Below are 23,657 nucleotides of genomic sequence, written 5' to 3'. Positions count from 1 at the left end.
AGGCGACCTCGCCGCACGCGATCGCCTCGACCCTCGGATGGAACCCGATCCCCGACGGCCGGAACAGGAAAACCGACCGGCAGAACCGGATTCGTCACTGCCGAGGGCCTGCGTCACTGCCGAGGGGCTGCGTCACTGCCGGGCGAGCCGAACGAGCAGGCTGCGTACCTCGAGGTCGGCCGACCCCGCGCAGAGCGACCGGGCCCGGTCGAAGCACCGGGCATGGTCCTCGGCGCGCTGCTCCGCCTGGGCCACCAGGCCCAACGCGTACCAGGCCTGGGCTTCGCGCAGCGTGTCGCCCAGCTCGTGGCAGACCCCGACGGCACGGGTGGCGACCGCGACCGCGCGTGAGCTGCCCAGTTGGGCGAGCACCTCGCTGAGCGCACCGAGACATTCGGCGATCCCGGTAGGATGGTGCTCGGCGGCGAACGCCGCGTACGCCGATTCGAGCACCTGCACCGCGCCCGGCAGGTCCCCGGCGGCGGCCAGGTCGAGGCCGAGCCGGTAGCCGAACATGCCGGCCGTCACCCGGTCCCGGCCCGCCGGATCAGCGAGCTGGGCGAGCCCACGGCGGTGGGTCCGGGCCGCCTGCTGCGGCTGCCCCAGGTCGCGTTCGATGTCGCCGACGGCGTAACTGGCGATCACCGCCCCCTGGGTCTCACCGAGCGCGGCGAACAGGTCTGCGGCGAGCCGCGCCCGGTCGAGCGCCTCCGCCAGACGACCGCAGCGGTGCAGCGCACCGGTGGTGTAGAGCGTGCTCCACGCGTACCCGGTCCGGTCGCCGATCTCCGCGTGCAGCCACCGCGCCCGTTCGTGCTCCGGCAACGCCTGCTCGGGGCGACGGACCTGGTACTTCAACGCGAAGCCCAGGGAGTCGCGGTGCCGGGCCTCCGCCGCCGGGTCACCGAGGACGACGGAGGAGTCCACCGCCGTCTGGAAGACCTCCCGCCAGGGCGCCAGATGGTGATGGCGGTTGGCGACCCCACGGATCGCGTCCACCACGGTCACGATCTCGGCGTGGCGGTGCTGCTGTGCCGTACGCCGCAACGCCCAGGTGATCGCCCGGCGCTGCGCGGTGCACCAGTCCAGGGCGGCCGTGGCGGACCTGAACGGCGTACGGGCAGCGGGGAACCGGTGCCGGGTCAGCGGCTCCTGGTACGACGGGAACCAGCCGCCGACATCTGCCACCGTCGCCAGCAGGCCGGCCCGGACCCGGTCGAGAGCCGCCTGCCGATCCGCCGGACCGTCCTCGGCCGCCGCGCGTTCCTGCCCGAACACCGCCAGCAGATCGTGCAGCCGGTACCGGCCGCTGTCCGCCAACGGCGTGAGCAGCCCCGCCTCGGCGATACCGGCCACCACCGTGGCGGCCCGGTCGGTCCCGCTGTCCAGCAGGTCCGCCACGACCGCCGCGTCGTAGCCGGGCCATGGCAGCAGCGCCAGCCGCCGCAGCGCCGTCCGATGTTCCGGGTCGAGCTGCCGGTAGGACACCAGGAACGCGGTACGGACCTCGATGTCCCCGGCGTACAGGCCGTCGAGCCGGCGCTGACTGTCGCGCAACCGGTCCAACAGCCCCGCTATTGTCCACAACGGACGGCTAGCCAACCGGCTGGCCACGATCCGCAGGGCCAACGGCAGGCCGCCGCAGATCCGGACCAGCTCGTCGACCGCCGCCGGCTCGGTGGCCAGCCGGGCCGGTCCGACCACCCCGGCCAGCAGGGCCCGGGCATCGGGTCCGGACAGCGCACCGAGCGCGATCCGCTCGACGTGCCCCGGCCCGGCACCGGCCCCGGCGGCACCGGCCAGGTCGGTCAGCTGGCGACGACTGGAAACCAGAACCCGCCAGTCGCCGCCGACCGGCAGCAACGACCGGACCTGCGCGGCGTCGCGGGCATCGTCGAGGACCAGTACGGCGCTACGCTCGGCCGACGCCTCGCGGTACGACGCCAACCGCGCGTCGAGGCCAGCGGGCAGCCGACGGCGGTCCACACCGAGCTCGGCGAGCAACTGCGCGACCGCACCGCGTACCGTCGTCGGTTGTTGCTGGGTGCCTCGGAGATCGACGAAGAACGCCCCGTCCGACAACTCGGCCGCCACCGTACGGGCAGCGCGCACGACCACGCTGGTCTTCCCGATCCCGGGCGGACCGTGGACCACCACGATCGACCCGGGACGGGCCAACAGGCCCGCCAGCCGGTGCAGTTCAGTGTCCCGCCCGCTGAAATCGGACGGATCCGCCGGCAGCGGCACCCGCGCCGGCGCGGCCAGACCGATCAGGGCGAGATCCGGATCGCCGTCGACCGGCTGGTCCGACGTCGCCGACCGGCGCAGCCGCTGCGCCTCGGCCGGCGGCAACCGCAACGCCTCGGCGAGCCCGGTCACCGTGGCCCGCTGCGGCCGGCCGACCCGGCCGCGTTCCAGGTCGCGCAGCGTCCGCACGCCCAGACCGGCGGCCTGCGCCAACTGCTGCTGGCTGAGGCCGGCGGCCCGCCGGTACCGGCGCAGCAGCACGGCGAACGCGTCCGGACCCGCCGGGTCCGCAGCACCGAGGCTCATGGTCCGGCCTTTCGACACACCGACGCTGACCGTGCGGCCACAAGTTACCGGACATCAATTCCGCAGCCACACAACCGAAGCACCGGAAAGGAATGATCATCAGGCATGCCGACACTCGAGGTTGCCCCGACCACACCCGACGGCCGGTCACCGACCGACCTGCCGTCGCTGCTCGTGGCGTTGCGGCGGGCGGCCGGTCTGTCGCAGGAACGGCTCGCCGAGGCCGCCGGCCTGTCCGCACGCACCGTCGGCAACATGGAACGCGGCCGGGTGGCCCCGCACCCGTTGACAATCGAACGGATCGCGGCGGCACTGCGCGCGACGGCATCCGTCGACGCGGCGGTGGTGGACCAGCTCACCCGGGCAGCGGCCGCCCCGGTGACCCGTCGACCGGAGACCTGCCACCCGCTGGCCCTGCCGGTGCGGCGACGGTCCTGCCCCGACCGCCGGGCCGAGCTACGCCAACTCGACGCTCTTGCCACCGCTGCCGTCGACGCGCGGCCGTCGGCGGCCGGGCCGGCCGTCGTCGTGGTGTGCGGGCCGGCGGGGGTCGGCAAGACCGACCTCGCCGTGGCGGCGGCGCAGCGCGCCGCCGACCGGCACGGCGTCGACGGTCTGCTGCTCGACCTGGCCGGCACGTCCCGCCAGCCACTGGCCGTCGGGACGGCGATCGACCGCCTGCTCCGCGCGTTCGGCATACCGGAGCACCGGACCCCACGGCCGATTCACGACCGGGCCGGACTGTTACGGTCCGTCATGTCCGATCGGCGCGGGATCCTCGTCCTGGACGACGCGTACGCCGAGGAGCAGGTCCGGCCGGTGCTACCCGCGTCGGCGGGGTGGTTGACGATCGTGGCCAGCCGTAGTGGGCTCGCCGGACTGTTCGGAGCCCGCTGGTGCCCGCTGGCACCGCTGTCCGGCTCGGCACCTGCCCCCGGTCCGGCCAGCATCGACGCCGCCTACCTGCGGTTGCCGACCGACCAGCGCCACCTGTTCCGACGGCTGGCGTTGCTGCGCCCCGGCGACCACCCGACGACGGTCGCCGACCTGCTGACCACGCTCGGCCCGGCGGCGACCGCGCGCGCTCTGGACGGGCTGACCGAGCAGGGCCTGCTGACCGACACCCCTGCGCCGGGCGGCTTCCACCTCTGTCCAGCAGTACACCGCCACGCCGCCGCCCGGCTGTGGCGCGAGGAGTCCGCCGTGCGGTGGCACCACGCCTACCAGCGGTTGTGCCGACATCCCGACTGGCGCGACCGGGCACGACTGCCCGATCCATCCGCCGTGAAGTCGTTGCCGTCGGAGGACGGCAAGCCGTAGTGAGAATCGCCGTGCCGATGCCCGACCGGCATCGGCACGGCGATCAGCCTCACCCGGTCAGCGACCGGCTGTCTGAGCGAACGGCACGATCAGTCGCAGACGTGCGCTTCGTAGGGCACCTCCACCGAGACCGACACCAGCTCACCGTCGAGGCGCGCCGCCGCGGTCACCGTCGCCGTACCGGCCGGGACGACCGCCCCGCCGGTCGGGAAGGTCCGCGCCTTGCTCGTCGCCGGTGCCACGCCGTACTGCTTCTCGCCGTATCCGGTGGTGACGGTGCCGGTGATCCGGGCCGGCGCGTCGTTGGTGACGTCGACGACGAGTTGCGCGTTGCGCCCGAAGCACCGGACACCGGCCGTCGCCGACACGGCCAGCGTCGGGCCGTCGGCCGCCGGGGTGAACGACCACGTGTCGATCTCGAACAGGTCGTCCCCGGCCGGTCCGGCGTAGGTGAAGTAGACGTCGTGCACCCCGGTGACCCCGTCGAGGGCAGCGGTCAGCTCCGCCCACTCACCCGGCGGCGCGGTGACGTCACCGAGCCGCACCTGGATCGACCCGCCGGCCACCAGCGGGCGGACCTTCGCGGTCAGGCTCGCCGCACCGGTGCCGAAGTCCACCGAGGAGAGCGCCGTCCAGTCGCCGTTGTCGACGTCGCGCACCACCAGGTTGGGTGCGCCGTCACCGAACTGCGGCGATCCACCGTCGACCTTCGCGGTCGCGACCCCCTTGCTCCAGCCGAACGTCTCGGCCTCGAAGACACGGTACGGATCGAAGTCGCGGACCTGGTCGACCCCGGCGTAGGTGCCGACGACCTGCTGGATCGTGCCGTCGGAGTTGAAGGTCAGCTCCTGGATGTGCGGGCTGCGGTAGCCCTGGGTGGTGTTGCCGTTGATCCGCTTGTTCAGCGTCGGGGCGTGGTAGGTGAAGTAGTACCTGCCCTCGTACTCGAAGACGGACTGGTGGTTGTTGCCACCGGTGCCGGCCCCGAAGAACTGCGACTGGTTGGGGAACAGCACGCCAGCGTAGGTCTCCTTCGGCCACGACATCGGGTCGTCGGAGATCAGGTAGCCGATCTGGCCGCCGCCGGGGTAGCCGGGCAGCGGCGTCTGGTTGCCACCGAAGTCGGGCCCGCCGAAGTGCGACGAGTACGACAGGTAGTACCTGCCGTCGCGCTTGAACACCTGCGCCGCCTCGAAGGCCACCGGCGCGTCCACCACGGCCGCCGTACCCTCGGTCGACACCATGTCGGCACCGAGCTCGATCGCCCGCAGGTTCTTCGGGTTGTTGAACCGCTCGGCCGGCGGCATGCTGGTCGACGCGGGACCGCCACCGAAGTAGAGGTACTCCTCGCCGTCGTCGTCGACGAACGGCGCCGGGTCGAACTTCCACGCCACATCCTCCGCACCGGGCGTGCGGCCGTCGATCAGGGTGCTCGTCCGCTCACTGACCCACGGGCCCAGCGGCGACGCACCAGTGATCACGTTGCTCGATCCGCCGCCGTTGGCGTAGTAGAGGAAGAACTTCTCCTGGCCGTCGACCACCTTGCTGGCCATGCCGGGCGCCCACGAGTTGTTGGTGAACGGCGCGACCCCGTTCGGGCCGGCGACCTGGATCTCCCCGTGGTCGGTCCAGTTGACCATGTCGGTCGTCGAGATCACCGTGATCTGGTTGATGTCGCCGTAGTTGATGCCCGGCGAGACCCCGGTGGCCGGATCCGGCGCGTACCCCTGGGTGTCGTTGGTCAAATACAGGTAGACCCGGCCGTCGTGCACGAACCCGTACCCGTCGGCACCGAACTTGTGCCCGATCAACGGGTTGTGCTCGCCGGGCAGCTTGCCGACCACCTCGATGGTCTTCGACGGTGCCGGCGGCGGTGGGGCACCGACCACCGACACGTCGTCGAGGCGGAAGTCCATCAGGTGCAGGTCCGGATCGGCCGCTGGGTCGGCTGTCCACGGCGTCTCGAAGAACAACCGGGCCGTGGAGACGCCCTGGCCCGCCGGGATGGTGAACTGCCCGGCGAACTGCGCCCACTGTCCCCTGGTCGCGGTCACGCTGACCAGGTTCGTGTAGGTGGCCCCGCCATAGTGCATCGTCGCGAAGAACTGCTTGGTCGCCGGCGACGCCGCGTCGTCGTACCGGATCCGGGCGGTGAGGGTGTACGTCTGCCCGGCCTGCACCTTGCCGGTCAGGTCCTGCATCGGGCCGGACCCGGTCGTCGCCCGGTCGGTGACCAGTACCGCGTTGTCCCCCGAGTAGGCGTCGTCGGTCAGTGCCAGCGTCGCGCTGTCGGTGGCGTTGCCGTTGTTGACGAACCAGCCGTCGAGGCCGGTTTCGAAGCCGCCGTTGACGATGAGATCGGCGTCGTCGGCGTACCCTGGCGACGCCGGGGCGACGAACCCGGCGACTACCAGGGCGCTGACCGCGACGAGCGCCGTGGCGCGCCGGCGGGTGGTGCGGTGCACGGGTGGTCTCACGAGGATCCCTTCTGATCTGCGAGTTGACTGCCGGTGGAAGAACAGGTCACTGGCAGGTCCGCGCGGCGTACGGCACGGTCACGGTCGCGCTGACCGGGGTGCCGTCGACGCGGGCCGTCGCGGTCACCGTCACCGCACCGGCCGGCATCGACGCCGTACCGGTCGGGAAGGTCCGCACCTTGCTCGCGGACGGAGCGACCCCGTACTCCTTGGTGCCGTACGGCGAGGCGACCGTGCCGGTCACCCGTGCCGGTGCGACACCGGTCAGCTCCACGACGAGCTGCACCTTCTTCGCCAGGCAGCGGCTCGACGTGGTGACCGACAGCAGCCTCGGTGTGTCCAGTCGGAGCACGCCGAGACGGGCCAGCTGGTAGCTGAGCGCCCGCTCCGGCGCGTCGATCTGGTTCTGGGTGCCGAACTGACCGGCCCGCGCGGTCACCGCGTCGTCCAGCGCGGCCCGCATCGCCGCCCAGGCGTCCGCCGGGTGGTCGGCTTCGCGCAGCGTCGCCGCGTACGCGATGGCGTCGTCGAGCGCACCGGTGTCCAGCGGCCGGCCCTGCGCGGTCAGTGTGTCGCTGAGCAGGTAGTGGTCGAAGTCGACGTGCCCGCCGGTGGTCTGCGTCGCGTAGTTGAACAGGCCGACCCGGTGGCCCATGAAGTGCGCCAGCGAGCCGTCGAGGGTCTGCGGGCCGACCCGGCTGCCGAGTTGGTGCCAGCTGAGCCCGTCGAGGCTGTAGTGGAAGGTGGTCCAGAGCTGTCCGGTCGGCGCGGCGAAGTCCAGGTCCGCCTTGAGGTGCACCTCGGTGGCGTCGCCCAGTGGCACGGTGCTGCCCGGCAGGAAGTTCTCCAGGGTCGCCTGGTCGAGGTCGACCGCGAACGGCTGGCCCCGGTTGACCACGCCGAGGGTGTTGACGCCGGCGACGCGTTTCACCGCCGCGTACGAGAATCCCCGGTTGTAGGCGGCGATCCCGGCGACGTCGCCGTCGCGCATCGCGGAGACGTCCATCCTCGTCTCGGCCGACTGGCGCGGGCCGAAGGTCCGCTGCGACAGCGTGTTGCGGGCCTCCTCGAACCAGGCCAGCTCGGCCCGGTTGGACAGCTTCGTGTAGACGTACCCGCCGGTGACGACCTTGCCGGTGGTCAGCCGCAGCCAGCCGTCGCGGTCGGTGAGCGACCAGTAGCGGTTGTCCGGGGCGTGGTTCCACTGCCAGGCCATGTCCAGCCGGGAACCGTTGGGGGCGATCTCCGCCTCGGTCGGGGGTTCGCCGGTCGGCGGCGGGTCCGGGATCGTCCACTGTTCATCCTGGTACGCCTTGTGCGGGGCGTCGTTGGCGAAGTCGTCGGACGCGACGATGCTCTGCTGCCGCTGGTAGCTCTCCTCGGCCGGGTCGAGCCGGATCGGCTTGTCGAACGCGCCGCCGACCGGCACCACGCCGTTGGTGCCGAAGACCGGCCAGCCGTCGGACCAGACGGCCGGGATCAGCGCCGGGATGCGGCCGATCGGGAAGGTGTCGCGGAAGAACATGCCGTGCCAGTCGGTGCCGCCGTCGGCGGTGGCGATCGGCACCAGGCTGCCCTGGGCGAAGCCGTTGGAGTTGAGCACCCCACGGGCGACGTACGTGTTGACGCCACCGGCCGAGGTGTAGCGGCCGAGCAGCTCGGTCGAGCGGAACATGACGACCTGCCGGCCCTTCCCGGACGGCCAGGTGATGATCAAAGCGTAGTAGTAGCCGTCGATGTAGTAGAACTGGGCACCCTCGAACAGTCCGCCGATGAACGGCTGGCCGGCGTAGTCGGCGGCGGTGAAGATGTTCGGGTAGTTCTGCTCGATGGCGGTCAGGTCGGCGTTGAGCCGCACCGCGCTGGTGCCACCGGATCCGTAGAAGATGTACGGGGTTCCGTCGAGGTCGAAGAAGAGCGACGGGTCGTGCAGGCCGCGGCCGAGCGCGGTCCGCTGCCAGGCGCCGTCGTCGATATCGTCGGTACGGTAGATGTAGGCGCCGCCCAGGTTGTTGGTGTTGAACGCGACGTAGAACATGCCGTCGTGGTAGCGCAGCGACGACGCCCACTGGCCCTAGGCCTATTGACGGGGTACCTGGCTGTGGACTGCTACCTGTACGCCGACACCGGGCACCGCTCCGCTACGGAGGACACCCTCCCACCTGGGCAATGGGAGGGTCGAGCCGGTCAAGGAGTAGCCGGTGTGGTGGGGCCCTCGCCCGCCGATGCGGCGGGCCAATCGGTCGCGTGGGTATCCGCGCCAGTCAAGCGGTGACGGCGAGTACGACAGCACCGGGCGTCGCGATCAGACGGGCAGTACCACCGAGGAGGACCGAGTCCAGTGCTGGCGCTCCTCGGCACACACCCCCATGCTACCGGGAATGACCTGGCTGAACTCGGCGGCGAACGCGGTCACTGGTCCAGCATCTCCCGCGCAGCCGATGCCGTCGTGGCACCTGGGTGTTCCTTGGGTGTTCCCCGCAGAGCTCACATTTCCGACAAGCCCGGCTCGATAAAGCCGAGCCTTCCATTTATGAACTTATATTTTCCCAGTTCAGGTGGTGGGCCGCCTGGGACTCGAACCCAGAACCTAAGGATTAAAAGTCCTCAGCTCTGCCGATTGAGCTAACGGCCCGTCAAGGGCCTACCCTACTCCGCCTGGCTGCGGGCCCTACGTCGGCCTGTCTGCTACCTGGGTTGTCGGATGTTTGCGGCTGGCGGGTGGGCGGTGTTGCCGGGCGTGTGGTCGGTGGTCGTGCTGGGGCGTCGGGTGGTTGGTGGGGTGTTGGGGTTGGTGGGGCGGCGCGGTCGACTCTTGCGGGAGATCGACATGGAGATGGTGCCGCGCCGCCCCGGGGCAGGTTACCGGGCTCGAGCTGGCCTGTTGTCGGTGTCCCGGGGCAGGCCGCCCGGCAGGCGGCAAGGCCGATGCCGAAATGGACACACCTTTTGCCGATGTCCCGCACGGCGAGCACCTTGAACCGGGCCCCGGCCAGGAAGACCGCCTCGTCCAGCTCCTGTCGCTCGGCGAGGGCGCCGGCCTGACGGGCGGTACGGGACCAGACCAGATAGTCGACGTCGGCACCCTCGACGGCCAGCCCGGCTCCGCTCACGCTGCGGAAGCCCGGCTCGACCAGCGTCGCCCCCTCCGAGTAGAGCTGTCGTGCCGGCACCGCCAACCGGCTCTGGCAGAGCATCGCCCGTCGGCACGGCGGCAGCCGGCGTAACCCGGACACCAGGCACGACAGATAGCTGGTCAGCTCCGGCTGCCGCCCGGCCCGCAACCCGGCGTTGAGTCGTGCCGCGCCCAGCTCCGACCGGCCGAAGTAGACCCGTATCGCCACCAGGTCGGTCTTCGCGGTCGCCGAGATGTCCTGGCGAAGCGAGGGCCAGGCGGCCAGCGCTGCGTTCACCGTGGTGATCGAATCCGTGTACGCCGATCCGAGGGCTGCGGTGAACTCACGCTGCTCGGCCGGCGTACTGTCACGGTCCGGTACCGCTGTCGCGACAGCAGGCACGTACCGGCCGGCCGGTCCGGCGTGGTCGCTGTCCGCCACGGCGGACTCCCCGGCGGACGTTGCCGGCAGCGGAATCACCGCCGGCGGTAGTACGTCCACCGTCGCTGGGACGTCGTCCGGCCGCTCGTCCTCGGCCACGTCCGGGTCCGGTCCGGAGCTGGTGATCACCGGCGGGTAGGCGAACGACGGCGGTGGCGGTGCGGGCGTCGGGATCGGGGTCGGTGCGGGATGTGCGGGATGTGCGGGCGCCGGGAACGTCGGAGGGGGTGCGAGCACCGGCGACGCAGGTGATGCCGGTGCGGGCGCCGGTGACACGTGCGGTGGCGCCGACTGCGGCACCGGCCCGACCGGGTCCAGTCCCGGCGCGAGTGTCACTGGTCGAGACGCGACGGCTGGCCGGCGCGCCACTGCCGGTTGCGACGGCACAGTCGAGCGAGGTGCTGCATCGGCCGGCGGCGGAGGCCCGGCGGCGGACTGGTCGACGTACCCCTTCTCGACCGGTTCCCCCGTCGACGCCTCGACCGGTCGGTCGGGCTGCGACCCGGCCGGCCGTACGGCTACCGGTTGCTCCGGTCCCAGGTCGACCAGCAGACCGTCGGGAGCCATCGCGACGACCCGGCGCAGCGCCGCCATCAGTGGCCGCGACGCCGCCGCATCGGGCCTCAGGATGCCGGTGGCCGGGTCGATGAAGGCCAGGTCCGCGCGGCGGAACTCGTCCGCCCTGCGTAGCAGGACGCCGGCTGCGGAGACCTCCGCCACCAACTGGGGCTCGGCTATGTGCCGGTAGAGCCGGGTACCGACCCGCGTCCATCCGCTGTTGAGCAACTCCGGTGGCGGCTGCGTCGACCGGCGGATCCCCACCGGCTCCGGTACGGCGGTGGACCGGCCCCCGTCGAGTACCGCGTCGAGCGCCGCCGACAGCCGGTCGAGCCACTGTGGTCGAGGCTGGACCCGGTCGGGATCCAGCAGACCGACCTCGACGCGGACCATCGTCCGGGCCGGCAGGCCAGCGAAGAGCGCGGCCAGCTCGGCCGGCTCCACCGGCGGCTCGCCGACATGCCGGAGCACCAGCGTCGGACCTCGGCGGTCCACGGGTACGTCGAAGGCCGGGTCGGTGGGCTCGACCACCGCCGTGCCACTGGCCCGCAGCAGGAACCCGGCGGGAATCGGGTCGGCGACGAGGCCGGGCAGCCCGACCGGATGATCCGGCATCGCCGCCTCCCACGGCGGCGGCGGAAACCGGTTCGCGACCACGGCAGGATCGGCCCCGGGCTGAAACGACCACCAACCACCGGCGTCGGTACCGGTACCGACGTACCGGGTGCCGTCCGCGGTGAGGTGCGGCGGCCCGTCCGGGGCGAGCAGTTCGACCTTGACGTGCGCCGCCAGCCGCAGCAGCCAGGAGGCGTAGACGTTGTCCGGACTGCCGATACCGGCGGCGTCCACCCAGATCCGACGGGCACCCAGGTTACGCGTCGCGTGTTCGACCACCTGACGCAGCGCGGCGCCGCAGGAGGAGTCGGACAGCGCCGCGTCGGTCACGACGACCAGGATGTCCTGGCTGAGGGCGGCGGTAGCGTCGCGCATCAGTCGCCACAGCAGCGCCGGCGGATCGTCAGCGTGCGAGACGACGGCGACCCGGCCGTGCCACAGCGGATGAACGGCCTGCGGCAGTGTGGTGCCGGGACCGTCCGGCAGCGGTCGCCGCCTGAGCCACCGCGACAGCAGCGCCATCACCACCAGACCTCCAGCTCCACGAGGCCGATCCGCATGCCCTCGCCCCGTCCAGCGTGCATGCATCGGTTGCCGACAGCGGCCAGGCCGGCGATTGAGGCACATTTCTACGGGAAAACCCTTGCTGATGGCAACTGGCACATCTGCGGCGGCCGACCTCCGTTCGGAGCGTGTACCAGGTGATCGCGCAGTCGTTTCTGGAGCTGCGGACGTACATGTCGGTGTAGACCGTGCTCGGACCGGTGTCGCGCGGCTAGGTGACGGCCTGAGCCGACCCGGTCAACGACTGCTCCAGCCGCTTCGTGAAGAAGGTGCTGTTGGGATCGTCCCGGTAGCTACCGAACGGGGCACACTCCACGAAGCCGGCCTTCGCGTACAACGCCCGGGCAGCGGCGAAGAACTCCATGCTGCCGGTCTCCAACGACACCCGCCGAACCCCGCGCCTGCGGGCGTCCTCGAGCAGATGGCGCAGCACCGCGGTGGCGATGCCCCGGCCCCGGTGCCGCGGGTCGGTCCGCATGCTCTTGATCTCCTCATGGCCCGGCTCGACCTCTGCCAACCCGCCGGTACCGACGATCGTCGCCCCGTCGCGCGCCACCCAGAGCTGGACGCCGGGCTTGCGCAACCCGGTCAGGTCCAGCGCGTGCCGGCTCTCGGCCGGCGCGGTCGGCGCGATGTCGTCGAGGTGGGCCTGCAGGAACACGGACAGTCCCGGGTCGGCGAAGTCGGCCCGCTCGATGCGCAACAGCATGGCCGTATGCTGGCGCTACCGCGTTACGGACACGTTTCGCCAGGTCCGGTCTCGGCAGGTGGCGGCCCGGCCGGCACGGTGAACCACACGGTGGTGCCGTCACCCGCAGCGGGGTCGACGCCGACCTCACCACCGAGCGTGCGGACCGTAGCGGCGACGATCGCCAGGCCGAGCCCGGCCCCCTGCCCGCTGCGGCCCACCGGGCCGGCCGACGGGCCGGCCGACGGACCCGCCGCCGCCCCGACCGACGGACCCGCCCGGTAGAAGCGGTCGAAGATCCGGTCGACGGCGTCCGGTGCCAGCCCCGGGCCGCTGTCGGCCACCGCGACCCGGACCGGACCACCGGCCCGGTCCGGCCGCACCGACACCTCGGCGTGCGCCGTGGCCGGCGTGTGCTCCCGTACGTTGGCCAGCAGGTTCGCCAGCACCTGCCGCAGCCCGTCGGCGTCACCACGGACCCACACGTGCGGCGGCGAGTCCAGGGCGATCACCCGGTGCGGCTCGACGGCGAGCGCGTCGGCGACCGCGTCGCGGGCCAGGACGGCGACGTCGACCGGCTCGTCCCGCAGCTGCGGCTCGACGTCCAGCCGGGCCAGGAACAGCAGGTCGCCGACGAGTTTCGACATCCGGGTGGCCTCGTCGTCGAGCCGGCGCAGGACGTCCGGTCGCCGCTGCTCGTCGACCATTCCGGCGCGCAGCAGCTGGGTGTAACCCCGGATCGCGGTCAGCGGGGTCCGCAGCTCGTGTGAGGCGTCGGCGACGAAGGCGCGCATCCGCTGCTCCGAGCGTTCCCGGGCGGCCAGGGCGGCGTGGATCCGGTCCAGCATGCCGTTGACCGCCAGGGTCAACCGACCTGCCTCGGTACGCCGTACCCGTCGTGGGTCGTCGGTGACCGGCACCCGCCGGTCCACCTGGCCGGCGGCGATGGCGTCGGCGGTGTGGGCGATGTCGTCCAGCGGCCGCAGCCGGGCCGCGATCAGCATCCTGGCCAGGAACGCCAGCCCGACGGCGACCGCGATGGAGACCAGCACCTCGATGCCGATCAGCCGGGTCACGGTCCGCTGGACCGGGGCCAGCGGCAGTCCGAGCAGCACCACGGCCGGCCCCACGTCGATGGTCACCACCCGGTACTTGCCCTCCGGGGTGGCGACGGTGCTCAGTGGTGACCGCCCACCTGGTGATGGTGCCGGCGCGGAGTTCAGCAGTGGCGTCGCCGGCACCGGGGCGGTCGAGGCGAACCGGGACAGCTCCCCGGTGCCGGTGCGGATCTCCACCAGGAACTCGGTCGGTCCGACGACCGCGCGGACCGTCCGGTCCCGCTCGCTGATCAGCGCGATCTGCCGGCTGCCCTGGGTCACCAGTCCGGCGGCGGCGGTCAGCTGGTCGTCGATCTGGTTCACCAGGTGGTGGCGGGTCGCGACCGCGCTGACCAGTCCGGTGATGAGCAGTGCGGCGCAGGTCAAGGCGACGGTGCTGGCGGTCAGCGACCGGCGCAGCGACCAGCGGGGGGCACGACGAGGGCGATCAACCGGCATGCCACCTCACCCCCCACCAGTACGCAATGCGTATCCGAACCCACGGTGGGTAACGATGATCGGTTCGCCGAGCGGGTCGAGTTTGCGCCGCAGGTACCCGACGTAGGTGTCGACGACGTTCGACTCGCCGCCGAAGTCGTAGCTCCACACCGCTTCCAGGATCTGGGTCCGGGACAGCACCCGGCCGGCGTTGAGCATCAGGTACCGCAGCAGTTTGAACTCGGTCGGCGACAGCCGTACCGGCTGGCCGGCCCGGGTCACCAGCAGCGTGTCCTCGTCCAGCGAAAGGTCCGCGTAACGCAGCACGGACCGGGCGGCGTCATCGGGTCGCCCGACGGCACCGACCCGGCGCAGCACCGCCCGGATCCGGGCCAGCAGTTCGTCGACGGCGAAGGGCTTGGTCAGGTAGTCGTCGCCACCGAGGGTGAGCCCGGAGACCAGGTCACGCCGGGCGTCGCGGGCGGTCAGGAAGACGATGCCGAACCGGTGCCCGTCGGCCCGCAGCCGCCGGCAGAGGTCGAACCCGTCACCGTCGGGCAGCATCACGTCGAGTACCACCAGGTCGGGTCGGTGTCGTACCGCCGACTGCTGCGCCTCGGTCACGGTGCCGGCGGTGTCGACCGTGTAGCCGTGGAAGGTGAGCACGGTGACGAGCATGTCGACGATGTTCGGCTGGTCGTCGACGACCAGGATGCGTTCGCCTGAGCTGCCCATGTCCGCCGATCAGATCACGCGAACATGGGAGTCGGATGAGAATCGGTCAGAGGCTGCACCAGCAGTAGAGGTGGTCACCGTCGTCGCGGGCCCGCCTGGCGAGACCGGCGATGGCCTCGATCACCGGTACGAGGTGATCGTCGGGCAGCGGGCCGGTGGGCGCCAGCTCGTCGGTCCGCCCCCATCGTGCCGACAGCTGCGGCGCCTGGCCGCTGTCGATGCCGGCCAGGGTGTCCCGGGTGCCGTCGTCGATACGCAGCAGCCAGGGAGTGTCGTCGTCGGGGTCCCCGACAAGATCGCTGCGCACCAGGTCGGGCCGCCAGGCGACGCCACGGACGAAGGCGACGAGGCTGCCGAGGGCGACGTCGGGGTCGATGCCCTTGCAGTCGACGGCGTCCACCGCACCGGCGGCGGTCGTCGGGCCGCCCACCAGACCGTCGATCAGGGCGACCGCCGCGTCGTCGCCGGCCGCCCGAAAGTAGTCGTAGAGCACTCCCATGACGACCATCCAAGCAGCCAGGTGCGACACCGCGACTGGGTCGACGATCGAACGGACCGACAACCGAAGGCGGTACGTGGCGCGTCGATGCCTTATGCACCCGACGACGGCGACGATCGTCCGCCGGTGGCGGTGGGCCGCCACCACCACTGCCGTTCTGCTGTTGATCGGCGGATCCGTGCTGCTGGCCGGCTCCCGGCCGGTGGGTGGGACCGCCGATGCCCTGCCGGACCGGGTCGGCACGCCGCCGTGGGGCGCTCTGCGGATCACCGATCCGTTCCCGATCGGTGCGGCGGCGGTCGCGGTCAGCGGATTCGGCGGTGACGATGCCGGGGCCGTGGCGGTGGTCGACGCTGGCGCGGACCGGTACCGGGTGCACCGGGTCGGGGTGGACGCACCGGCCGGTGAGGTGGTGCTGCTCTCACCGGACGGGACCCGCCTGGCGCATCAGTGGGACTCCGCGCAGGGGGGCACCGGGGTGCGGATCCGGCACCTCGGTGACCGTACGGTGGCCGCGCTCGGGCCGGGGGACGCCGCCAGTGTCCTGACCCGGCCGCTGGCCTGGTCGCCGTCCGGCGACCAGCTGGTGGTGGTGGACTCGGTGCCGCGTACGTCGGACCGGTCGGCGTACGCGGCGGTCGTCAGTCTGGTCGACGTGGCCGACGGGTCCGTGCGGAAGTTGGCCACCGTCGACGACACGCTCGTCGCCGGGTACGCGGTGGCGTTCGCCGCCGACGGCCGACGTCTGGCGCTGCAGTCCGGCAGCCGACTGACCATCATGGACCTGGGCTCGGGCCGGCGGCATACGCTCGACCTGCCGCCCGGTCGGACCTTGGCCGGCAAGGGCGCCTGGCAGCCGGACGGGCAGGCGGTGACCCTGGCCGAACGTGACGGCGACGACTGGCGGCTCGTCGCGGTCGACCCGGTGACCGGGGCCGACGCGCCGGGTCCGCGACTACCGACCGTGGCGGACGTGACGGCGGTACGGCTGCTCGGCTGGCGGCCGGACGGCAGCGCCCTGGTGGTCGCCTACCAGCCAGCTTCCGCCGGCATGAGTGGGGTCTGGGCGCTGAGCCAGCGGATCCACGCCGGACACGTCGGCGGCGTACAGCTGGTGTCGTTGGCCCCCGGTGCCGACGCGCCGACGGTGTGGATGACGTTTGCCGACGGGGTGCGGGCGGTCGACGTCGCGGACCGGGCGGTCGCGACCGGGACGGTCCGGCCGGCGCAGGTGCCCTCCCGGTGGCCCGGCCCCCGGCTCTGGCTGTGGCTCGCCGTCGGCCTGGCCGTCGTCGTGGTGCCGGTGACGGTGCGGCTGCGCCGCCGCTACCGTGCTGCGGGTGACTGACTCCGACTTCCTGACCGCCACCCGGGACTCCTACGACGCCATCGTCGACGAGTACGTCCGGGAGGTGCAGACGGCCCTGGACGAGGCCCCGCTGGACCGGGCCATGCTGGGCCTGTTCGCCGAACTGGTGCTCTCGACGGGCAACCGTACGGTCGCCGACGTGGGCTGCGGGCCAGGCCGGGTCACCGTACTGTTGGCCGGGCACGGGCTGGACGCCGTCGGCGTCGACCTGTCACCGGGCATGATCACCCACGCCCGGCAGGCGTACCCGCAGCTGCGGTTCGAGGTCGGCTCGATGCTGGAGCTGGACCTGCCCGACAGCGGGCTCGGCGGGCTGCTCGCCTACTTCTCGATCATCCACCTGCCGTACGACCGGCGACCGGCGGCGTTCGCCGAGTTCCACCGGGTGCTGACGCCCGGCGGCTACCTGATGTTGGTGTTCCAGGTCGGCGACGAGATCCGGCACCGCGACGAGTTCGAGGGCAAGCGGATCGACCTGAGCTTCCATCGGCAGCGGCCGGCCGAGGTGGCGAGGTTGCTGGCCGAGGCAGGTTTTCTGGTCCTGGTGACCGTGGAACAGACTCCGCCGGCCCCGGACCGGCCGCCGCTCGGCATCCTGGTCGCCCGCAAGGCCTGAGGCTTCGGCGGGAGCGGCGGGGGCTGCTGCCCACGCCCAAGCGCGGCCCGGTGCGCGCCAGGAGCAGGGACTATCGATTTTAGTTGATGTTGACAGACTGGCGCCTATCTGGAAGCTTTGTTTAGAGAGAGCGCTCTCAGCCCTTGCGATCCCTCCCACCCCCGGAGGTTCCCCCGATGAACCGCACGCTGAGAGCACTGCTGGGCCTGACCCTGGGCACGGCACTGATCGCCCCGCCGTCGGCCGCCGTGGCGGCCCCGACCGTCACGCCCGCCCAGACAGCACCGACAGCCGCCACGACACCGGCCGGGGTGCTCCCGGCCGGCCAACTCGCCGCCCTACGCCGCGACCTCGACCTCACCGTCGAGGAACTCGACACCCGGCTCGCCGTCGAGGCCACCGCCCCGGACATCGAGCAGCGACTGCGCCTCGAACTGGCCGACGCGTACGCCGGCACCTGGGTCGACGCCGACGGACGTACCGTGGTCGTCGGGGTGACCGACCCCGCGCAGGTCGACCGGGTCCGCGCCGCCGGTGCCGAGGCCCGGGTCGTCCCCCGTGGCCTGCGCGAGCTCGACCGGCTCGCCGCCGGGCTGGACCAGCGGGCCACGGTCGCCGGCCCCGCCGTGCACGCCTGGTACGTCGACCCGGTCGACAACACCGTGACGATCCAGGCCGCCACGGCCACGGCGGCCACCGCCTTCGCCCGTACCGCCGGGCTGCCCGCCGACGCCGTCTCCGTCGTCGTCGACGCCGACGCCTACCGGCCGGTGTACGACATCCGGGGCGGCGACCAGTACACCATCAACAACAGCGTGCTCTGCTCGGTCGGCTTCGCCGTCGCCGGCGGCTTCGTCACCGCCGGCCACTGCGGCACCGTCGGCGCGACGACCACCGGCAGCGGCGCCGCCCAGGGCACCTTCCGTGGCTCGTCGTTCCCCGGCGACGACTACGCCTGGGTGCAGACCAACGCCAACTGGGTGCCCCGGCCCTGGGTCAACAACTACGGCGGCGGCACCGTCACCGTCAGCGGCTCCCAGGAGGCGGCCGTCGGGGCCGCCATCTGCCGGTCCGGCCGCACCACCGGCTGGCGGTGCGGCACCATCACCGCGAAGAACGTCACCGTCAACTACTCGGGCGGACGTACCGTCTACGGGCTGGTCTCCAGCACCGCCTGCGCCCAGCCCGGCGACTCCGGCGGCGCGGTGCTGGCCGGCACCCAGGCCCAGGGCGTCACCTCCGGCGCCGGCGGCACCTGCGCCTCCGGCGGCACCACCGTCTACCAGCCGGTCAACGAGATCCTGTCCCGCTACGGGCTGTCGTTGACCACCACCGGCAGCGGCGGCTCGACCAGCCGGCTGATCGGGCTGGCCGACAAGTGCATCGACGTACCGAACTCCAACGGCGTCGACGGCCAGCACCTGCAGCTGTACCGCTGCAACGGCACCAACGCGCAGAACTGGACCTTCCCCGGTGACGGCACCATCCGGGCGCTGGGGCTCTGCATGGACGTCGCCTGGGGGTCCACCGCCAACGGCGCGGTCGTCCAGCTCGCCAACTGCAGCGGCAACCCGGCCCAGCAGTGGGTGCTCAGCGGGGCCGGCGACCTGGTCAACCCGCAGGCCAACAAGTGTGTCGACGTCGTCGACTGGAACACCGCCGACGGTGCCCGGCTGGTCATCTACGAATGCCACGGCGGCGCCAACCAGAAGTGGCGGCGCGGCTGAGCGCCGGGCGGGTGCGCCGCAGGCCACGGGTCAACAGCATCGTGGCGACCAGCGACAGCCCGGCCAGTACGGCGACCGCCTGGTGCACCGGTAGATGGTCGGCGACCGTGCCGGCGAGGATCGCGCAGACCGCCTGCCCGGCCAGCATGCCGTTCTGCTGCAGGCCGAGGACCTGGCCGCGCGCCTGCGCCGGCGAGTGGGCGATCAGCCGCTCCTGCAGCGGCAGCGCGGCGGCGAAGCCGACCGAGGCGACCATGGCGAGCAGCATCGCCAGCGGCAGCTCCGGACGGATCAGGAACACGAGGTACGGCAGGGGAAGCAGCAGCCGCAGCGGCAGCACGCACCACTGCCGGGCCGCCGGCGACAGAATCCGTCCGACCAGTACGTCACCGGCGAGCATCCCGAACGCGCCGGCGGCGAACAGGAATCCGGCCCGGTCCCCGGCGTACGGCACGAACAGGGCCTCGCAGCCGACCACCAGTCCGTTGGGCAGCCAGAGGTTGAGCAGCAGCGACCGGCGTCCCGGATCGGCCCACAGCTGCCGGTTGATCCGCCAGGTACGGGCGGTCGAGGTCCGCTCGGTGGTCCGGGCCGGCCGTTCCGTCAGACCGAAGCGGACCACCGCCGCCGCGACCGCGCGCAGCCCGGCGGCGACCAGGAACACCTGGTACGGGCTGAGCCAGACCAGCAGAACCCCGCCGACGCCGAACCCGGCGATCTGCATGATGCCCACGCTGGCGTTCATCGTGGACCGGGCCAGCACGTAGGCCCCGGTCGGCAGGATGTCGTTGATCAGTGCCCACCGGGCACCGGCGGTGATCGACGCGACGTAGGTGACCAGCCCGATGATGGCGAACCGGGCCCACAGCGGCAGCCCCGGTACGGCCTGGGCAGCGGCACCGACCAGGGCGACCAGCGCCGCGATGGTCATCGCCCGACGCGGCGGCAGGCTGTCCGCCGCCGACAGCAGAGTCACGCTGCCGAGCACGCCAGCGAGCGGCGCACCGAACATGCTCAGCGCGGTGAGCAGGGCGGACCCGGTCGTCGCGTAGGTCAGCGCGCCGAGCGCCAGCGATGAACTGGTGTGCGCGGCGATGCCGGCACAATTGGCCACGAACAGATTGCGGAACTCACCGACCGCGAACAACTCCGAGTAGGTCCTCACCCGCTGATGCTGCGGCCCGGCGGTGCCGGACCAGTAGCGTTACGTCTGGAGGCGAAAGTTGACGGTCTGGCAGGTGCCGGCGGATCTGCTGGCCCGCAGTCGGTTCGTCGTCTCGCCGCTGACCGACACCGTCGCCGCGCTGCGCGCCCTGTACTACCCACGTCGGCCGTGGCAGCACGACTGGCGGCGACCGTACCTGGCCGCGTTCCAGCATCTGCTGGACGACCGGCCGGTGCTGCGCGCCCTGTTGGCGGCGTCGTTCCGGCCCCGGTATACGGCCGACTACCTCACCCTGGCTCCGTTGTCGACGGCACCGACCTTCGCCGAGGAGCTCACCGCCGTCGCCGGTCGCGGGGACGCGCAGATCCGCGCCGACCTGCGCGAGACCCGACCGGGGCCGCTCGCTGACGTACTGCTGGCCGACGGGCTCGCCGGGCGGGCGGCGGAGCTGCTCGACTGGGTGTGGCGGCAGACGGTGCAGCCACAGTGGCCGGACCGGGAGCGCCGGCTGCGGGCCGACATCGTCGGGCGCACCGCCCGACTCAGCAGCCAGGGCTGGGCCGGCGTCTTCGCCGACCTCAACCAGAAGATGCGCTGGTTGGGCGACGGCCGACTGCAGGTCAACGACTACCCGTCGCCGCCGATGCGGCTCGACGCGGCGGAACAGTTGGTCTTCGTCCCCGCGCACTGCGCCCGTGGCTGGGTGCTGTGGGACCAGCCCACCCGGTTCGGCATGGTCTATCCGGCCAGCGGCATCCTCGCCGACCCGACACCGGTGACGGCGACCGGGCTGGGCCGGCTGATCGGCGCGAACCGGGCGGCGATCCTGATCCGGCTGGCGACCCCGATGAGCACTTCGCAGTTGGCCACGGCCACCGGGCTCGGCACCGGCACGGTCGGCGACCATTTGAAGGTGCTGCTCGACGCCGGCCTGGTCACCAAGCGCAGGTCCGGGCGGGAAGTACTCTACTGGCGGACCGCGATCGGCACCGCCCTGACGGGTGGGACAGAGAGGATCGGGACATGGGGATCTACGACATTGCGCTGACCTCCCTGGCCGGGGAGCCCGGATCACTCGGGGACTTCGCGGGCAGGGCCGTGCTGGTGGTCAACGTGGCGTCGAAGTGCGGGCTCACTCCGCAGTACGCCGACCTGGAACGGCTGCACGAGCGGTACGCCGACCGGGGCTTCACGGTGGCCGGTTTCCCGTGCAACCAGTTCGGCGGTCAGGAGCCGGGCAGCGCCGAGGAGATCCAGGAGTTCTGCGCGACGACGTACGGGGTGACGTTCCCGATGTTCGCCAAGATCGAAGTCAACGGGCCGGGCCGGCACCCGCTGTACGCCGAACTGGTGGCCACGCCCGACGCCGACGGCGAGGCCGGTGACGTGCAGTGGAACTTCGAGAAGTTCCTGATCGCCCCCGACGGTACGGTGGCCGGCCGGTTCCGGCCCCGGGTCGCGCCGACCGATGCCGCGCTGGTGGCCGCCATCGAGAAGCACCTGCCCGCTCAGGTGCCGTGACTGTCCGCAACGGCTCCTCAGACAGGTACGGCTCCTGACGGTATACCTGTGTGGAATGATTATTCCACACAGGTATACCGTCGGATCGCACCTTGGCCTTCGGCAGGCTATAGCGGGCGTCGGTCAGCGGGCGTCGAAGGTCTGCTTCGGATGACCCACGCAGTGCCAGATCATCAGCGGCGCGCCGACGCCGTGGCCGGCCACGTCCAGGCACTTGCCGGTCAACGGGTTGACCAGCGTGCCACTGCGGCCCTGCCACTTCTGCCAGTTCTGCGCCGGATTGCCGCTGCAGTACGCCACCTGCACGGCGGTGCCGTCGGCGCTGGCACCCCAGGCGACGTCCATGCAGAGTCCGTTGGCCCGGATGGTGCCGTCGCTACGGATCTCCCACCACTGTGACTTGTTCTCCGCGCAGCGTTGCAGGGTCAACTGGGTCCCGTCACTGCCGGCACCGGCGCTGACGCACAGCCCGGTCTCCTTGCCGACCAGCTGACGCATGTTCGACGGCCGGACCGGGGCCGGGGGTGCGGCCGGGGTGGTCTGCTGCGGCGGCGGGTTGTTCGTCGCCCGGGTGTCCGGCGGCGGCGCGGCCGCCGGCGGGGTGACGACCTTGGCCGGCGGCGTGGTCGCCCCCGGGCCGGGTCGGGTCGGATCCGCCGCAGGCGTCCGCGGGGACGCCGTGACCGACGGCGACACCGACGGCGACGGGGACGTCGACGGCGACACCATCCGGCCGTCCATCGCGTAGAAGTCGGTGAGCCGGCGTACCGCCGCCACCAGGTCCTCGGTCTGCTTGCCGAGCGGCTCGTCGGCGTCGCGGACCGCGTCGACGCCCCGGTGGTACGCGGCGAGCGCCAACTCGTACGGGTCACCGCCGTCGACGTCGGCGAACTCGGCGACGAGTGCACACATCGCGGCCCCCAGCGCCGGGATGGCGGCGGCCGGGACGTAGGCGGTCGCGTCGTCGGGGCCGTACTGCTCCCACAGTTGCGGGCGGAACTGCGCGATGCCCGCCCGGCCGTCCTCGCCGGTCGCGGTGGCGTCGAACCCGGACAGGGCCATCAGCTGGGCGGCGACCGCCGGTGGGGTGACCGGTGCGCAGACCGACCCGGCCGCGACGATCAGGTCGACGTACTCGGCGGGGATGGCCTTCGGCTGCCGGGTCGGGTCGGCCGGCGCCTTGTCGGCACCGCCGAACTGTGGCAACTGGCTGTAGTAGGCGGCGTACCCGCTCGCCTCGCCGACGTAGCCGAGCGCCGGGTCGGGCACCCCGACCGCGTCGGTGACGGCGTCGAGTCCGGTGTGGAAGGCGGCCAGCGCCAGCCACCACGGGTCACCCGGCACCTCGGCCACCCGCAGCTTGCCGCTCAGCTGGCACATCTGCCGGGCGAGGGCCACCACGTTCGCGGCGACGTCGGCCCGCTGGGCGGCCGGCCACGGCGCCCATTCCGTCCAGTCACGCTCGTCCAGGCCGGCGATGCCCTGCCCCCCGGAGGTGGTGACGTCGGCGGCGGCGTCCAATCCGGACTCGGCCATCAACTGCCCGGCGACCCTGGCCGGGGTGAGCATCGGGCAGGACTGGGCGGCGGCGACGATCACCACCAGCTGCTCGGCGGAGACCGGCTCGCCGATCAGGTCGTCGTCGCGGGCCGAGGCGGCACCGAATCCGATGGTGGCGACGATCGTCGACAGCGCGGCCACGCCGGCAAGGACCCCGGCCGTGGTACGCCGTGGGAGCCGGCCGAGCCGACGTCGGATTGACAAGTTGCCGGGCAACACGATCCACCACCGTCTCAGGTGCATCCGCCAAGGCGATTCCGGCGACATTCAAGCGAGCATCGGGTTGCCGGGTCAATCCTTTGTGACCGAAAGCTATCAATTCTCCTGGGATCTGCCGTCCGTACCACCGGGTTGGTCGTCGCCGGCCAGCGCGGACCGCAACCGCTCCTTCTCGGCCCGGCGGCGCTCGGTGACCTCGGTGATCTGCTGGGCCATCTCGTCGCGCCAGCCGCGCATCAGAAAGAACGACAACGCCGCAGAGAAGATCACCGCGATCATCAACTTCAGGAAGATGTTCATGTCGATCGGCCACAGGGCCAGCACGACGACCACGAACAGCCCGATCCGGCCGAGGGTGTACTTCACCGCAGGGCTCATG

At 72.0% G+C, this 23,657-nt stretch carries 17 protein-coding genes and 1 tRNA gene; 6 read left to right on the top strand and 12 right to left on the bottom strand.

Annotated features, from left to right (window positions below):
• Positions 1-132: 132 nt before the first annotated feature.
• Positions 133-2,553 carry an ATP-binding protein gene (locus tag O7608_RS05910; RefSeq protein WP_289209001.1) on the bottom strand — a complete coding sequence of 807 codons (2,421 nt, stop codon included), beginning with the start codon at positions 2,551-2,553 and terminating at the stop codon, positions 133-135.
• A 105-nt stretch (positions 2,554-2,658) separates the two neighbouring features.
• Between O7608_RS05910 and O7608_RS05905 the strand changes: the two genes are divergently transcribed.
• Positions 2,659-3,873, top strand: coding sequence for a helix-turn-helix domain-containing protein (locus O7608_RS05905; RefSeq protein WP_289209000.1), 1,215 nt, complete (start codon positions 2,659-2,661; stop codon positions 3,871-3,873).
• Positions 3,874-3,962: 89 nt separating this feature from the next.
• Here O7608_RS05905 and O7608_RS05900 read toward each other — a convergent pair whose 3' ends face one another.
• The 8 genes from O7608_RS05900 to O7608_RS05865 form a co-directional block, all read right to left on the bottom strand.
• On the bottom strand, positions 3,963-6,350 hold the full coding sequence (locus O7608_RS05900; protein ID WP_289208999.1) for a family 43 glycosylhydrolase: 2,388 nt from the start codon (positions 6,348-6,350) through the stop codon (positions 3,963-3,965).
• A 46-nt stretch (positions 6,351-6,396) separates the two neighbouring features.
• The gene (locus tag O7608_RS05895) at positions 6,397-8,406 is read right to left on the bottom strand and encodes a glycoside hydrolase family 43 protein (RefSeq protein ID WP_289210799.1); all 2,010 of its coding nucleotides are present in this window, start codon (positions 8,404-8,406) and stop codon (positions 6,397-6,399) included.
• A gap of 503 nt (positions 8,407-8,909) precedes the next feature.
• Positions 8,910-8,985, bottom strand: a tRNA-Lys gene (locus O7608_RS05890).
• A gap of 1 nt (position 8,986) precedes the next feature.
• Positions 8,987-11,602, bottom strand: a complete 2,616-nt coding sequence (locus O7608_RS05885) for a hypothetical protein (RefSeq protein WP_289208998.1) — start codon at positions 11,600-11,602, stop codon at positions 8,987-8,989.
• Positions 11,603-11,855: 253 nt separating this feature from the next.
• Positions 11,856-12,353: a GNAT family N-acetyltransferase gene (locus O7608_RS05880; RefSeq protein WP_289208997.1), complete on the bottom strand. Its 498-nt coding sequence runs from the start codon at positions 12,351-12,353 to the stop codon at positions 11,856-11,858.
• Between the two features lie 23 nt (positions 12,354-12,376).
• Positions 12,377-13,888, bottom strand: a complete 1,512-nt coding sequence (locus tag O7608_RS05875) for a sensor histidine kinase (protein ID WP_289208996.1) — start codon at positions 13,886-13,888, stop codon at positions 12,377-12,379.
• Between the two features lie 6 nt (positions 13,889-13,894).
• Positions 13,895-14,602 (bottom strand): response regulator transcription factor, encoded by a 708-nt coding sequence (locus O7608_RS05870; RefSeq protein WP_289208995.1) that lies wholly within the window; start codon positions 14,600-14,602, stop codon positions 13,895-13,897.
• 46 nt (positions 14,603-14,648) lie between these two features.
• Positions 14,649-15,164, bottom strand: coding sequence for a hypothetical protein (locus tag O7608_RS05865; protein ID WP_289208994.1), 516 nt, complete (start codon positions 15,162-15,164; stop codon positions 14,649-14,651).
• A gap of 31 nt (positions 15,165-15,195) precedes the next feature.
• On the opposite strand from O7608_RS05865, the gene O7608_RS05860 reads away from it, so the two are divergent.
• From O7608_RS05860 to O7608_RS05850, 3 genes are all read left to right on the top strand, one after another.
• Positions 15,196-16,449, top strand: a complete 1,254-nt coding sequence (locus O7608_RS05860; RefSeq protein ID WP_289208993.1) for a WD40 repeat domain-containing protein — start codon at positions 15,196-15,198, stop codon at positions 16,447-16,449.
• The gene (locus tag O7608_RS05855) at positions 16,442-17,086 is read left to right on the top strand and encodes a methyltransferase domain-containing protein (RefSeq protein WP_289208992.1); all 645 of its coding nucleotides are present in this window, start codon (positions 16,442-16,444) and stop codon (positions 17,084-17,086) included. The genes O7608_RS05860 and O7608_RS05855 overlap by 8 nt, the downstream gene beginning before the upstream one ends.
• Before the next feature lie 176 nt (positions 17,087-17,262).
• Positions 17,263-18,813 carry a ricin-type beta-trefoil lectin domain protein gene (locus O7608_RS05850; protein WP_289208991.1) on the top strand — a complete coding sequence of 517 codons (1,551 nt, stop codon included), beginning with the start codon at positions 17,263-17,265 and terminating at the stop codon, positions 18,811-18,813.
• On the opposite strand, the gene O7608_RS05845 is transcribed toward O7608_RS05850, so the two are convergent.
• Positions 18,764-19,978: an MFS transporter gene (locus tag O7608_RS05845; protein WP_289208990.1), complete on the bottom strand. Its 1,215-nt coding sequence runs from the start codon at positions 19,976-19,978 to the stop codon at positions 18,764-18,766. The genes O7608_RS05850 and O7608_RS05845 overlap by 50 nt on opposite strands.
• 58 nt (positions 19,979-20,036) lie before the next feature.
• On the opposite strand from O7608_RS05845, the gene O7608_RS05840 reads away from it, so the two are divergent.
• Both O7608_RS05840 and O7608_RS05835 read left to right on the top strand, forming a co-directional pair.
• Entirely contained in the window at positions 20,037-21,026 is a 990-nt protein-coding gene (locus O7608_RS05840) for an ArsR/SmtB family transcription factor (protein ID WP_289208989.1), read from the top strand.
• Positions 21,002-21,499 (top strand): glutathione peroxidase, encoded by a 498-nt coding sequence (locus O7608_RS05835; RefSeq protein WP_289208988.1) that lies wholly within the window; start codon positions 21,002-21,004, stop codon positions 21,497-21,499. The genes O7608_RS05840 and O7608_RS05835 overlap by 25 nt, the downstream gene beginning before the upstream one ends.
• Positions 21,500-21,622: 123 nt before the next feature.
• On the opposite strand, the gene O7608_RS05830 is transcribed toward O7608_RS05835, so the two are convergent.
• Together O7608_RS05830 and O7608_RS05825 are read right to left on the bottom strand one after the other, a co-directional pair.
• Positions 21,623-23,263, bottom strand: a complete 1,641-nt coding sequence (locus O7608_RS05830) for a ricin-type beta-trefoil lectin domain protein (RefSeq protein WP_502959179.1) — start codon at positions 23,261-23,263, stop codon at positions 21,623-21,625.
• Between the two features lie 111 nt (positions 23,264-23,374).
• Positions 23,375-23,656 (bottom strand): DUF4229 domain-containing protein, encoded by a 282-nt coding sequence (locus O7608_RS05825; protein ID WP_289208986.1) that lies wholly within the window; start codon positions 23,654-23,656, stop codon positions 23,375-23,377.
• Between the last annotated feature and the right edge of the window lies 1 nt (position 23,657).

The sequence above is a fragment of the Solwaraspora sp. WMMA2056 genome (assembly GCF_030345095.1).
Lineage (GTDB): Bacteria > Actinomycetota > Actinomycetes > Mycobacteriales > Micromonosporaceae > Micromonospora_E.
This window is presented reverse-complemented; position numbering and strand designations above follow the sequence as displayed.

Excerpts from the sequence above, each read along its gene's own strand:
- O7608_RS05875 (WP_289208996.1), bottom strand. The coding sequence starts at position 13,888 with ATGCCGGTTGATCGCCCTCGTCGTGCCCCCCGCTGGTCGCTGCGCCGG.
- O7608_RS05850 (WP_289208991.1), top strand. The coding sequence starts at position 17,263 with ATGAACCGCACGCTGAGAGCACTGCTGGGCCTGACCCTGGGCACGGCA.
- O7608_RS05860 (WP_289208993.1), top strand. The coding sequence starts at position 15,196 with ATGCACCCGACGACGGCGACGATCGTCCGCCGGTGGCGGTGGGCCGCC.
- O7608_RS05905 (WP_289209000.1), top strand. The coding sequence starts at position 2,659 with ATGCCGACACTCGAGGTTGCCCCGACCACACCCGACGGCCGGTCACCG.
- O7608_RS05835 (WP_289208988.1), top strand. The coding sequence starts at position 21,002 with ATGGGGATCTACGACATTGCGCTGACCTCCCTGGCCGGGGAGCCCGGA.
- O7608_RS05910 (WP_289209001.1), bottom strand. The coding sequence starts at position 2,553 with ATGAGCCTCGGTGCTGCGGACCCGGCGGGTCCGGACGCGTTCGCCGTG.
- O7608_RS05880 (WP_289208997.1), bottom strand. The coding sequence starts at position 12,353 with ATGCTGTTGCGCATCGAGCGGGCCGACTTCGCCGACCCGGGACTGTCC.
- O7608_RS05825 (WP_289208986.1), bottom strand. The coding sequence starts at position 23,656 with ATGAGCCCTGCGGTGAAGTACACCCTCGGCCGGATCGGGCTGTTCGTG.
- O7608_RS05870 (WP_289208995.1), bottom strand. The coding sequence starts at position 14,602 with ATGGGCAGCTCAGGCGAACGCATCCTGGTCGTCGACGACCAGCCGAAC.
- O7608_RS05885 (WP_289208998.1), bottom strand. The coding sequence starts at position 11,602 with ATGGCGCTGCTGTCGCGGTGGCTCAGGCGGCGACCGCTGCCGGACGGT.